The following is an 11838-nucleotide window of genomic DNA, read 5'->3' as shown; positions in this document are numbered from 1 at the left end:
GACGAAATCGCCACGTGAAGGTGGGCGCCAGGTGAACAGCAGGGGGACGTCAGGCCTCCGGCCAGGCGTAGCCGAAGCGCGCCGTGCAGTGCCAGACCCGCTTCACGGTCTGTGGGTCGAACCGCCCGGCCCGGGCCGCGTCGCCGATGATCCGCGGGTCGAGCCACCCGTCCTCCGCGAGGGCGGTCCCGGCCGCGACGACGTCCTCCCCGCGGTAGTCGCCGTGCCGGGCCAGCTCGTCCACCGGCAGGCGGAAACCGGCGTGCCACTCCACCGCGCACGGCAGTTCCCCGGCCGCGTCCTCGACGTCGGTAGTGCGGTACGACGGGTCGAGGACGACGGCCTCGACGTCGTCGGACAGGCTCAGCCCGCCGTGGACGTGGGCCTCGATGTAGTCGTCGAGGACGTCGGCACCGTCGGCACCGTCGGCCTCGGCCAGCGCGACGAGCGGGAGGTGCTCGGCGGTGCCGAAGTCCGTGGGTTCGAGGACGCTGTCGGGGTAGCAGAACGTCGTGCGGGCCAGCACCGCCGGGCGGAGCCGGAGGTGCGCGGATCCGAAGCGGACCGCGCCACCGACCGGGTACCGGCGGACGTTGAGCGCGCCGTAGAGCGGCCGGTGCGACGGCGGGGCGTCGTCGTAGGCGCCGGCGAACATCCGGTGCTCCCACTGCCAGCGGTCGCCGCCGGGGTGCGCGGTCAGCCCGCCGTTGCTGGTGCCGGTCTCGAACTGCGACCGGTAGACGCCGTCCTCGACGAGGTGACGCAGCAGCAGGAGCTCGCCGACCGGGCGGTCGGGATGGAAGTGGACGGTGACGTCGAAGTCCCCGACCGGCGGCCCGTCCACCAGCCCCCGGACGTACGCGAGCGCCCGCTCGTACGGTTCCACTACACGAACCGGGCGAGCAGGGCGGCTTCGGCGCGCAGGCGGGTGGCCGCGTCCGGATCGGCGCTCTCCAGCGACGAGGCCGTCGTCAGGCGGTCGGTCGCCTCGCGGCGGACGATCGCGGCCACGTCCTCCTCGGACAGTTCCCGGCGCGGGGCCTCGACCGCCCCCACCCCCACGGCCGACGCCTCGATCGCACCGGCCTTGGGGGCGGCCTCCACCGGGAGCGCCTCGGCGTTGGCGATCGCGGCCAGCGCGGTGCGGTAGACCGAGAGGGCCGCGCGGTCGCGCGACTTCATCGCCGACTTGACCGCGTCCTGCAGGGCGGCCCGAACGTCCGTAGTCACGGCCCCGAGTGAACCGGAGAATCGCCACCGGACTCCACCGCATTTCCCACCCGCCCGCGGAGCGCGGCCGGGCCGGCCGGGCGGGCCGCGCCGGCCGCGCCGGCCGCCGCAGCCAGAGCGGCCGCCGCAGCCAGAGCGGCCGCCGCAGCCAGAGCGGCCACCGCGGCCGCCGCGTCGTCGGCGTAGAAGCGGAAGGCCCGGGCCTCGGCCGGCTTCCCCAGGACCCGCACGAACCGCACCGGAGCGGTCAGCTCGACGACCACGGTCGTCTCCCCGGCCACCGCGATCGCCGCCACGCCCTCGTCGTCCACCGCGCCGAACCGGCTCCCGACGTACTTCCGCTGCGCCCGCACCGCCCCGATCGACGACGCCGGGATCCGCACGTCGAGCAGCGCCCCGTACCGCAGCCGCAGCGACCCGTCCGCCCCGATCACGTGCGGCCGCACCGCGCACGAGGCGTGCAGCGCGATCACGAAGTAGACGCCCCAGACATCGAGCCCCAGCGTGATCGCGTGCACGATCGGCCACGGGATGATCAGCGCGAGCACCACGGTCTCGACCACCGACGCGAACAGCAGCCCGAACATGATCGCGACCTGCCCGGACGCGTACGGCACCACGACGTCACCGGACCGCACCCCGTGCGGCCCCCGCCGGGCGACCCACCGCAGGAAACTCGTCCCGAGCGCGAACTCGTGCCGGATCAGCCGCCCGATCATGATCGCCCTCCCAACAGCTCCAACGCCCGACGCACGGCAGCCACCTGGGCCGGTGCGAAATCCGCGAGAAGCACCCGGGCAAACCCGTGGTCCAGCGACGACGAGTCGCCGAGCAGCTCGGCCGGCATCGACTCGGCGATCGCCACCGCCGCCTCCTCCACCCGCGGATCGTCCACGTCGGCCGACGCCAGCGCGTCCAGCAGCCCGTACACCGCGTACGCCCGCTCCATCGCCTGCGGCGACGCGCTCAACGCCTGTTGCAGCCCGGCCGCCCACTCCTGGTGCTCGGCCGGCGCGCCGGTCTCGAGCAGAGCGAGCAACTCGCGCTCCCTGGCCGCCATCGCCGGCTCCGGCCCCGGCCGCGACGCCGCCGTCCGCGCCATCTCCGCGAACACCGCGGCCAGCTCCGGCGAGACCGGCGCCTCGGCCGACAGGCCGTCCAGCGCCAGCAGCTGCGCCAGCCGCGCCCGGCGCTGCCGGATCGCCTCCTCCTGGCGCGCGAGGTCCGCGTCCAGCTCTTCGAGCACGTCGACGAGATCCCGCCCGGCATCCTCGGCCAGGACGTCGCCCACCTCGTCGAGGCTCAGCCCGAGCTCGGACAGGCGCCGGATCCGGGCCAGCTCGACGGCGTCGCGCAGCGAGTACTCGCGGTACCCGTTCGGCTGCCGCACCGGCTCGGCGAGCAGCCCGATGCGGTGATAATGCCGGACGGCCCGGGTCGTGACGCCGACCAGGCTCGCCAGCTCTCCGATACGCATGAGACCAGTAGAAACGTTGACGCCGCGACAAGGTCAACACCCTCTCGCCACTTTCATCATATGGCCGCGTCAACCCGTCACACATCGTGACGGAAGACGATTTCAGCGCGCTGACCAGCACCTACGCTCGCACCGTGCCAGATGTGCGTACGCAGGAGATCGCCGCCGAGCAACAGGTCGTCGACCGGGTTCACCAACACGTCGAGGAGGCCAGGGAGCGCGCGAGAGCCCTCGACCGGGAGGGGCACGGACGCGCGGCGGGCGGTTCCGCGGCCGGGCTCGTCGAGCGGGACGTGCTGGTCCAGGCGGCCTCCACCCGCCTGCAGACGCTCGGCGCCGAGGAGGAGGGCCTGGTCTTCGGCCGCCTCGACTACGCCGACGACGAGAGCTACCACATCGGCCGGCTCGGCGTCCGGGACGGGCTGGAGCCCCTGCTCATCGACTGGCGCGCGCCGGCTGCCGCGCCGTTCTACCGCGCGACCGCCGGTGACCCGCTCGGCGTCGTCCGCCGCCGGGTCCTGATCTCCCGCGGCCGCGCCGTCGTCGATCTGGACGACGACGTGCTCTCGCCGGACGGTGCCGGTGACCTGCGGGTTCTCGGCGAGGGCGCGTTGCTGGCGGCGCTGGAGCGATCCCGCGGGCCGCAGATGCGCGACATCGTCACGACGATCCAGCGCGAGCAGGACGAGGCGATCCGGGCTCCGGCCCGGGGCGTCACGCTGATCAGCGGCGGCCCCGGCACCGGCAAGACGCAGGTCGCGCTGCACCGGGCCGCGTACCTGCTCTACACCGACCGGGGCCGGTTCGCCGAGGGCCGGATCCTCGTCGTCGGCCCGTCGACCGTGTTCACGACCTACATCTCGCGGGTGCTCCCGTCGCTGGGTGAGGACAGCGTGCACCTGCGGTCGCTCGGCGAGCTCGTCGACGGGGTGACCGCGACCCGCCGTGACCCGGCCGGGATCGGGGCGGTCAAGGGCAGCGAGCGCATGGCCGCGGTGCTGCGTGAACTCGCCTGGCAGGCGCCGCCGTCGGCGCCCGACCGGCTGCGGCTCGTGTACGCCGGTCAGGTCCTGACACTCGGGGCCGAGGCGCTGGCCGCGGCCCGTCGCCTGGTCCGGTCCCGGGCCGAGGCGGGGAGGACGCCGGTCAACGGCGCCGGGCCGATCGCCGCCGAGGTGCTCGCCGAGGCGCTCTGGGCCGACGCGGTCCGGGCCGGCTCGCTGGTCACTCCGGGCCGGGCGGCCGTTGGCCGGGCCACGTTCGCCGAGGAGGTCGGAGCGCGCACCGAGTTCCGCCGCTTCGCCGCCGCCTGGTGGCCGGTTCTCGAGCCCGCGGCCGTGCTCGCCCGGCTCGCCGACCCGGCCCGGGGCGCCGCGGCGGGCCTCTCGGCCGCCGACGCCGGCCTCCTGGCCGAGACGTACCGAGCCGCCACCCGTCCGCCCGAGGATCGGTCGCTGGACGACGTCCCCCTGGTGGACGAGTTGAGCGTCGTCCTCGGCGAGCCACCGGCGGCGCCGCAGGCGCCCGAGCCCGAATGGCGGGCGCGCGAACTGACGACCGGAACCCGGGTCGTGACCACGTTCGTGCTGAGCTACGGGATGCACAACGGCTGGGAGGTGTACGGGCCGGGCCATCCGACGCCGTTCGCCTCGGCCGGCGCCCAGCGGATCGACAGCCAGGCGCTCGGCGCGGCTCAGCAGTGGGCGGCCGCGGTCATCCTGCGGGAGGGCCACACGGTCGTCGGCTGGACCGACGGGTTCGATCCCTACGGCGAGGAGGGCTACGTCCCGGAGCTGAAGGATCCGCTCCCGGTCCCGGAGGACGACGACGAGCCGGCGCCCGACCCCTACCGGCACGTGATCCTCGACGAGGCCCAGGACCTCTCGCCGATGGAGTGCCGGATGCTCGCCCGGCGGGCCGAGTACGCCTCGATGACCGTCGTCGGCGACCTCGGCCAGGCGACCCATCCGCTGGCCTCCGGGTCCTGGCCGGAGCTGATCCGGCGGCTTGGCCGGCGCGAGGTCCGGACCCTGGAGCTGCGCACCGGCTACCGCGTCCCGCGGGTCATCGCGGACTACGCCGCGCGGCTGCTCCCGCCCGGCGTCCCGCCGACCCGGTCGTACCGCCCGGGCGGCACGCTGTTGGTCCGGTCCGTCGATGACCTGCACCGTGCGCTGGCCGACGCGCTGCGCGCGGCGAAGGGCGACGGAACGGTCGCGGTCGTCGCGGCCGACGGTTTCACCGCCCCGGGGGTCGACGTCGTGCCCGCGAGCCTGGTCAAGGGGCTCGAGTACGACCACGTGATCGTCGTCGAGCCGGCCGACATCGTCGCGGCCGAGCCGCGCGGGCTCAACCGGCTGTACGTGGTGCTGACCAGGGCCGTGGCGAGCCTGGTCGTGCTGCACTCCCGGCCGTTGCCGGACGCCCTCGACGCAGCGAGCACAGACGCTGTTGCACCGCTGTCGGCAAGCGGACCACAGGTGGCAGATGGACTGTGACCGTGCGCACCCTCGCTTCACCACCGGACCGGCCGGTGAGAACGGGGATCAGTTCACATGGCACTCAGGACACTGCGCGCCCGGTTGGCGGTCGTGCTCGTGGTCGTGGCGGCGTCGCTCGGCGCGGTCGCGGCCCCGGCGGCGGCCTCGCCTCAGCCGCCGCTCTCCAGCTCGTCGCGGCCCACGAACTTCCACTGGAACTCCGCGACGCTCGATGTGCCGTGGACCGCGGCCCGGCTGCCCGACGGCAGTCGCTGCGGCGGCGGGCGGCTGACGTTCGCGCCGATCGGGCTGGACGACACGAGCTGGGGCAGCGCGACCAGGGGCCGCTTCACGTACGAGGTCCGCGGACTCGGGTTCGCCGACGTGAACCGGGACGGGTCGGTGGACCAGCTGGTGGAGTTCGCCTGCTCGAAGACCGGCACCGACGTCGGGTTCAACTACTACTACGTGTACAGCTTCACGGGGAAGCACCTGTACCGCACGCACTACAGCTTCCGGCCGTTCGTGCGGGACTACGTGACGTCGGCGGACTTCGCGGCCAGCGCGAAGTGGGCGGTGCTGGACATTCGCGTCCGGACCGGCGCGGTCGACGTGACGCAGTGGGTGCGGGGGAAGCGCGGGGTGACCGTGCACCGGACGTTCCGGTGGCACCCGCGGCGCGGCCTGATCGCGAACCGTCCGCTCCCGTTCCACCCCGAGGCGGACGTCGCGCCGCGCTGAGCCCGTGAGCCCCGGGACGCCGTCGAGCGTCCCGGGGCACTCAGGATCAGCACGCGCTCATTGAACGGTGGGCGACGAACGAGTAGCCCCTATTGCGCCTCTTGGCCCACTTCGGTATCGAGAGTGCGTGATGAAGCGAGCTCTGCTGACCGCCGCGCTGATGATCGGCGCCTCCGCGCTGGCCGCCACGCCCGCCGCCGCCGCACCCGCCGCCCCGGCCCATCCCGACCGCGAAGTCCGCTTCGCGACCTACAACCTCTCGCTGAACCGGCCCACCCAGGGTCTCCTCCGCGAGCAGCTGGCCAACCCCGACGTCGACGACGTCTACCGCCGCCAGGCGCACAACGTCGCCGAGGTCATCCAGCGGGCCCACCCGGACGTCGTCCTGATCAACGAGTTCGACTACGACCCCGAGGCCGCCCGGCTGTTCGCCGACAACTTCCTGGCCAAGTCGCAGAACGGCGCTCCGGCCCAGCGCTACCCGTACCGCTTCGTCGCCCCGTCGAACACCGGCATCGCGTCCGGGTTCGACCTGGACAACGACGGCACCGTCGACACCACGCCCGGCGACCAGCCCTACGGCAACGACTCGTTCGGCTTCGGCGTCTTCCCGGGCCAGTACGGGCTGGTCGTCTACTCCAAGTACCCGATCGACGTGCGCGCGGCCCGCACCTTCCAGCTGTTCAAGTGGAAGGACATGCCCGGCAACGCGATCCCGACCGACTTCTACTCGGCCGACGAGCAGAAGGTGCTGCGGCTGTCGTCGAAGTCGCACTGGGACCTGCCGATCGAGCTCGGCCGCAAGACCGTCCACTTCCTGGTCTCGCACCCGACCCCGCCGACCTTCGACGGCCCCGAGGACCGCAACGGCCGGCGCAACCACGACGAGATCCGGTTCTGGGCCGACTACATCGCGCCGAAGAAGTCCGGCTACATCTACGACGACAAGGGCAGGCGCGGCGGCCTGAAGCCGGGGCAGAGCTTCGTGATCGCCGGTGACGAGAACGCGGACCCCAATGACGGCGACTCGTACCAGAACGCGATCCGGCAGCTCACCGACAACCCGCTGATCAACGCGAAGTCGTTCCCGATCAGCGCGGGCGCGGTCGAGGCGGCGAAGCTCCAGGGCGGCGCGAACGCGACTCACAAGGGCGATCCGAAGTTCGACACCGCGGACTTCGCCGACACCGCGCCGGGCAACCTGCACGCCGACTACGTGCTCCCCCGGGCCGGCACGAAGGTCGTCCGCTCGGGCGTGTTCTGGCCGGTGCAGGCCGACCCGCTGTTCCGGCTGACCGGCGTGTTCGGCACCGAGTGGTCGGCGGTCAACGGATTCCCGACGTCCGACCACCGGCTCGTCTGGGCGGACCTGAAGTTCTGATCCTCCAGGACGACCCTTTCCGACGAGTGGAGCGCGTCGGCGACACGGTTCGCCGACCGCTCTACCCGTGGTCGCCGTCCGTCCACGACCTGCTGCTCCACCTGGAACGGATCGGCTTCCCGTACTCGCCCCGGTTCCTCGGCCTCGACGACGAGGGCCGGGAGGTGCTCACCTACCTCGAGGGCGAGTCCGGGGGAACGGGTTGGACCAAGGTCGCCGGCGAGGCCGGGCTGCGGGCGATGGCGCGGCTGCTTCGCGACTTCCACGACGCGGTCCGCGACCACCGCCCGGCGACGGCGTGGGCCGCCCACGACGGGACGTTCGGCGCCGGTGAGTTCCTCGCCCACGGCGACTTCGGCCCGTGGAACCTGGTCTGGCGCGGCACGACGCCGATCGGTATCCTCGACTGGGACTACGTCTGGCCGGCCCCGCCGCTCCACGACGTCGCCTACGCGCTCGAGTACGTGGCGCCGTTCCGCGACGACGACTTCGCCCGGGATTCGCTGCACCACCGCGAGCCGCCCGACCGCCGGCGCCGGCTGGAGATCTTCGCCGAGGCCTACGGCCTCTCGAGCACCGCGGGCCTGGCCGACGAGGTGATCGCGGCCCAGGAGCTGGTGCTGCGCCGGGTCGAGCGCCTGGCCGCGGCCGGCCACCAGCCCCACGTGACCTGGCAGCAGACCGGCGTCCTGGCCCGATCCGCGGCCCACCTCGCCTGGTCCCGCTCCCACCGGGCCCTCTTCGCCTGACGCTTCGGCTCGGGGCGTGCGGGGGCTGACTATCGTCGTGGCGTGTCCGCGTTGGTCGTCGTGAGCGCTCCGGTCGTCCGGACCGTGCGCCGGACCGTGCTCGAGTCGCTCTATCTGCTGACCGGGCCGGCGGTCGCGGTCGCCGGGCTGGTGCTGGCGGTCGGCGGCCTGGTCGCCGGGGTGCTCGGGTCGCTGCTGCGCGGCGGCCGGCCGATCGGCGCGCTGTTCTTCGCCCCGGCCCGGTGGATCGGCGACGTCGAGCGCCGCCGGATCGGCCTCGTCCGGCCGCCCGCCGTCCCGAACCGCCGGCCGGCCTCCGGCGCCCTCCCCGACCGACCAGGCCCAGCGCGCTGGCTCGACGCCGCCCACCCGGCCATCGTGCTGCCGATCGCGCTCGTCACGGCCCCGCTCACCGCCCTCTGGTGGTTCGTCGCGCTCGGCACCGCGACCGCGCCGATCCGCAACGCCTACGCCGACGGGCCGCTCCCGCCGATGACGGTCCGGGCCGGCAGCACCGACTCCCACGTCGACCTGAGCCTCGGCCTGCCCTCCCCCGACCGCCGGATGCTCTTCGGCCTCTGCCTCGGCCTCGTCCTGCTGGCCACGCTGCCGCTGCTCACCCGCGTCTGCGTCGTCGTCCAAGCCGGGCTGGGCCGGGCGCTGCTGTCCGACGCCTCGGCCCGGCACGGCCGGATCCGCGGCCTCGAACAGGAACGCGACACGGCCCGCGCCCAGACCGCCGCCGCCGTCTCGGCCGAGGCCACCGCACTCCGAGGCCTCGAACGCGACATCCACGACGGCCCGCAGCAGCGTCTCGTCCGCCTGGCCCTGGAGCTCGGACGGGCGCAGCACCATCTCGGCACCCGGCCGGAGACGGTCCGGGAGGCGCTGGCCGACGCCGTCGTCCAGGCCCAGGAGGCGCTCGAGGAGCTGCGCGCGCTCTCGCGCGGGATCGCCCCGCCGATCCTCGTCGACCGCGGGCTCCGCGAGGCGGTGACCGCGCTGGCCGCGCGCTCGACGGTCCCGGTCGAGGTCGACGCGGACGGACGCGTGGACCCGGCGGTCGAGACGACCGCGTACTTCGTGGTCGCCGAGGCCCTGACCAACGTGGCCAAGCACAGCGGCGCCCGCCACTGCACGGTGGTCCTGCGCCCGGGCCGGATCACGGTCACCGACGACGGCGTCGGCGGGGCCGCGATCGACAAGGGTCACGGCCTGCGCGGGCTCGACGACCGCGTCCGCGCGGCCGGCGGCCGGCTGCGGGTCGAGAGCCCGGCCGGGGGCCCGACGACGATCACCGCGGAACTCCGGTGACCCTGCGGATCGTCGTGGCCGACGACGCGGTGCTGCTGCGCGAGGGCCTGGTGCGGCTCCTGGCCGAGGACGGCCACGAGGTGGTGGCCGCGGTCGGTGACGGTCCGTCACTGGTCGCGGCGGTGGTGACCCACCGTCCGGACGTATCGGTGGTCGACGTGCGGATGCCTCCGTCCCATACCGATGAGGGGCTGCGCGCCGCCCTGTCGGCCCGCGCGCAGGTCCCGGGCTCCCCCGTGCTCGTGCTGAGCCAGTACGTCGAGGCCGCCTACGCGAAGGACCTGCTGGCCGACGGGAAGGACGCCATCGGGTATCTCCTGAAGGACCGGGTGGCGAAGGTCGCCGAGTTTCTCGACGCGGTGCGCCGGGTCGCGGCCGGCGGGACGGTGCTGGACCCGCAGGTCGTCGCGCAGCTTCTGCACACCAACCCGCTCGACGCGCTCACCGGGCGTGAGCGCGAGCTGCTCGGGCTGATGGCCGAGGGCCACTCGAACACCGCGATCGCCGGGCGGCTCGTGCTCTCGGCGAGCGCGGTCGAGAAGCACATCGGGAACATCTTCGCCAAGCTCGGCCTCCCGCCCGACGACGCCCAGCACCGCCGGGTCCGCGCGGTTCTCGCCTACCTGAACGTCGGCGGTTCGTAGTCGGCCCATGGACCTCGACCGACCCGCGCCGGGCGGGCGGATCCGTTTACTCGGCCGCGGCCATCTGCATCGGCACCCGCACGCAGACCCGCGTGCCGGACCTGGGGGCGCTGTCGAGTTCGACCGTGCCGCCCACCAGCTCGATGCGGTCGCGGATACCGGCCAGCCCGCCGGTCGGCGACCACTGCGCGGTGCCACTGCCGTCGTCGGACACGCTGCCGGTGAGCCAGTCGGGCTCGGCGTCGACCCGGACCAGGATCCGGGACGCACCGGCGTGCCGGACCGCGTTGGCCACCGCCTCGTTGAGCGTGAAGAACAGCGCCTGCTCGACCTGCGGCCGGTAGCGCACGTCGTCGGCCTCGACGTCGACCAGGCCGGGGAAGCGTTCGGCGACGGCCCGGAGCGCGCCGCCGAGGCCGTCGGCCTCCAGCACCGCGGGGTTGATGCCGCGGACGAACATCCGCAGGTCACCGAGGACCCCGTCGAGCAGGTCGCGACAGGCCCGGAGCGTGTCGTCGCCGGACAGCGCGTGGGCGGCGGCGAGCTGCATGGCCAGCGCCGACAGCCCGGTCTGGACCCCGTCGTGCAGGTCGCGCTCCATCTGCCGCCTCGCCTTGGCCTCGGCGACCAGCGTCGCCGCCTGCGCGACGCGCGTCTGTTCGAGCTGGGCCTGGACGACGGCCTGCAGCTGGGCGGTCTCGAGCGCGGGCGTGCCGGCCACGATCGCGGCCCGCACCAGCGGCTCGTGCAGGCGCTGCGTCGGGTGGGCGTCGACGACCGCGAGCGGACGCCCGGCCGCCGACATCACCGGCACCAGCCAGCGGTCGTCGTCGGACGGCTGGGGCGGTGCGCCGGTGAGCGACGGGACCCGGACCCGGCCCTCGGCGTCGACCCAGCGCTGCGGACCGGGCGCCCAGAGCAGCAGGTCGAGCGTCGGGTCGTCGAGCACGATGCGCAGCGCGGCCCGGACCTGCGCCACCGACGCCGGACGGGCCAGCCGGACCAGCTTGTGCGCGACCTGCGCGACCAGCCACTGCCGGTACACGCCGACGCCCAGCAGCGCGACCGGGATGACCAGCGACGCGGTGCCCTGCACGAGCCCGGCGACGACCGCGACCTGGGTGTCGGTCATCGCCGCGCCCAGCTCGACGATCGCCGCGACGACGCCCATCGCGGCCACGCCCAGCAGCGCCGGGATGATCACCCGCTGCGGACCGCGGGTGGTGCGCCGGGCCCGCAGGATCAGCACCACCGCGTACCCGGCCGCCAGCACGATGTAGCCGACCGCGATCACCTGCTGGGCGACGTCGAACGCGGGCCGGTCGGCGAAGAACGTCGGCCAGACGACGTCGGAGTCGTAGCCGATCCACTCCGGACGGGTCAGCAGCGTGTAGATCAACTCGCCGCCGATCAGGACGACGACGGCGGCCGCGACCCAGACGCGCTCGGCGCGGGTCTGCAGCCGGCCGGTCGGGTACAGCAGGACGCCGACCGACAGCAGCAGGAAGAACGACGCCTGGGCGAAGTCGGAGGCGACCGGGAACCACCCGGCGTCCCAGGCGCTGGACCAGTTGAGCGCCCAGGCGAACCCGGCCAGCGTTATCAGGTCGCCGCTGGACGCGCTGGTCGAGGACGTGCGCAGGATCATCCCGGCGCCCGCGGTCAGCGCGCACTCGGCCGCGACGATCAGGCCCCAGAGCTGGTAGTCGGTCCAGTAGGGGTAGCCGAACGCGTAGGCGAGCAGTCCGGCGAGCAGTCCGGTGAGGACCGCCCTGAGTGCCGGATGCTCGCGCATGGAGTGATTCTGGCCCGCCAGGGCCGG

Annotated in this window: 11 protein-coding genes; 6 read left to right on the top strand and 5 right to left on the bottom strand. The window is 74.0% G+C overall.

Going from position 1 to position 11838, the window contains the following annotated elements; all coding sequences use genetic code 11:
- Nucleotides 1-49: 49 nt before the first annotated feature.
- The 4 genes from FL583_RS16725 to FL583_RS16710 are packed head-to-tail and all read right to left on the bottom strand — an operon-like array spanning nt 50 to nt 2707.
- Nucleotides 50-886: a DUF3626 domain-containing protein gene (locus FL583_RS16725; protein WP_205752194.1), complete on the bottom strand. Its 837-nt coding sequence runs from the start codon at nt 884-886 to the stop codon at nt 50-52.
- The gene (locus FL583_RS40940) at nt 886-1230 is read right to left on the bottom strand and encodes a GatB/YqeY domain-containing protein (protein WP_205752193.1); all 345 of its coding nucleotides are present in this window, start codon (nt 1228-1230) and stop codon (nt 886-888) included. Before FL583_RS40940 ends, FL583_RS16725 begins: the two co-directional genes overlap by 1 nt.
- Nucleotides 1227-1949, bottom strand: a complete 723-nt coding sequence (locus FL583_RS16715) for a hypothetical protein (RefSeq protein WP_205752192.1) — start codon at nt 1947-1949, stop codon at nt 1227-1229. Before FL583_RS16715 ends, FL583_RS40940 begins: the two co-directional genes overlap by 4 nt.
- Nucleotides 1946-2707, bottom strand: coding sequence for a MerR family transcriptional regulator (locus FL583_RS16710; protein WP_142705578.1), 762 nt, complete (start codon nt 2705-2707; stop codon nt 1946-1948). The genes FL583_RS16715 and FL583_RS16710 overlap by 4 nt, the downstream gene beginning before the upstream one ends.
- Nucleotides 2708-2841: 134 nt before the next feature.
- Here FL583_RS16710 and FL583_RS16705 point away from each other — a divergent pair, with 134 nt between their 5' ends.
- The 6 genes from FL583_RS16705 (at nt 2842) to FL583_RS16680 (ending at nt 10016) form a co-directional block, all read left to right on the top strand.
- On the top strand, nt 2842-5205 hold the full coding sequence (locus tag FL583_RS16705; protein WP_205752191.1) for a HelD family protein: 2364 nt from the start codon (nt 2842-2844) through the stop codon (nt 5203-5205).
- 57 nt (nt 5206-5262) lie between these two features.
- On the top strand, nt 5263-5928 hold the full coding sequence (locus tag FL583_RS16700; RefSeq protein ID WP_142705577.1) for a hypothetical protein: 666 nt from the start codon (nt 5263-5265) through the stop codon (nt 5926-5928).
- A gap of 130 nt (nt 5929-6058) precedes the next feature.
- A complete protein-coding gene (locus FL583_RS16695) occupies nt 6059-7309 on the top strand; it encodes an endonuclease/exonuclease/phosphatase family protein (RefSeq protein WP_142705576.1) in 1251 nt (416 codons plus the stop codon).
- 26 nt (nt 7310-7335) lie between these two features.
- On the top strand, nt 7336-8058 hold the full coding sequence (locus FL583_RS16690; protein WP_142705575.1) for an aminoglycoside phosphotransferase family protein: 723 nt from the start codon (nt 7336-7338) through the stop codon (nt 8056-8058).
- A 42-nt stretch (nt 8059-8100) separates the two neighbouring features.
- Nucleotides 8101-9372: a sensor histidine kinase gene (locus FL583_RS16685; RefSeq protein ID WP_142705574.1), complete on the top strand. Its 1272-nt coding sequence runs from the start codon at nt 8101-8103 to the stop codon at nt 9370-9372.
- A gap of 2 nt (nt 9373-9374) precedes the next feature.
- Complete coding sequence (locus tag FL583_RS16680) at nt 9375-10016, top strand: response regulator transcription factor (RefSeq protein WP_142705617.1); 642 nt, start codon at nt 9375-9377, stop codon at nt 10014-10016.
- Between the two features lie 46 nt (nt 10017-10062).
- Here FL583_RS16680 and FL583_RS16675 read toward each other — a convergent pair whose 3' ends face one another.
- The gene (locus FL583_RS16675; protein ID WP_142705573.1) at nt 10063-11811 is read right to left on the bottom strand and encodes a sensor histidine kinase; all 1749 of its coding nucleotides are present in this window, start codon (nt 11809-11811) and stop codon (nt 10063-10065) included.
- Nucleotides 11812-11838 lie beyond the last annotated feature (27 nt).

It is taken from the genome of Cryptosporangium phraense, from assembly GCF_006912135.1.
In the GTDB taxonomy this organism is placed as follows: domain Bacteria; phylum Actinomycetota; class Actinomycetes; order Mycobacteriales; family Cryptosporangiaceae; genus Cryptosporangium; species Cryptosporangium phraense.
Note: the sequence above shows the minus strand (reverse complement) of the source record. Positions and strands in the feature narration are given on the sequence as shown.